General features: G+C 76.3%; 1 protein-coding gene. It reads left to right on the top strand.

Annotation, left to right across the window (positions count from 1 at the left end; genetic code table 11):
• Nucleotides 1–515 (top strand): condensation domain-containing protein (locus MXD58_RS24865; RefSeq protein WP_250610069.1); only part of this gene is annotated, 515 nt, incomplete at both ends.

Here is a 515-nt window from a genome sequence, read left to right as displayed (position 1 = left end):
GTGCTGCTCGCCCGCGCCACCGGCCGCGACGATGTCGTGTTCGGCACCGCCGTCTCCGGCCGCCCGCCGCGGCTCTCCGGCGCCGCGACGATGATCGGCCTGTTCGTGACGACCGTCCCGGTCCGCGCCACCCTGCGCGCCCGGGACACGTTCGCCGAGGTGGCCGCCCGCGTGCAGGCCGCCCAGGGCGCCCTGTACGACCACCATCACCTGGGCCTCGCCGAGATCCAGGCGCTGGCCGGCGGCGGCGACCTGTTCGACACGCTGCTCGTGCTGGAGTCCTATCCTTTCGACCCGGCGACGCTGATCCCGCCCGGCGGGCCGCGACTGGTCGGCCTCGACGGTCACGACGCCACCCACTACGCGCTGACGATCCGGGTCATCCCCGGCGAGCGGCCCCGGCTGAGCTTCGGCTACCAGCGCGGCGCCCTCGCCGACGCGGCCGTCACCGGCCTCGCCGACCGTATGGTCGCGCTGCTCGCGCAGGTCGCGGCCGACCCGGACCGGCCCGTCGG

It is taken from the genome of Frankia sp. AgKG'84/4, assembly GCF_023242965.2.
In the GTDB taxonomy this organism is placed as follows: Bacteria; Actinomycetota; Actinomycetes; order Frankiales; family Frankiaceae; genus Frankia.
Note: the sequence above shows the minus strand (reverse complement) of the source record. Positions and strands in the feature narration are given on the sequence as shown.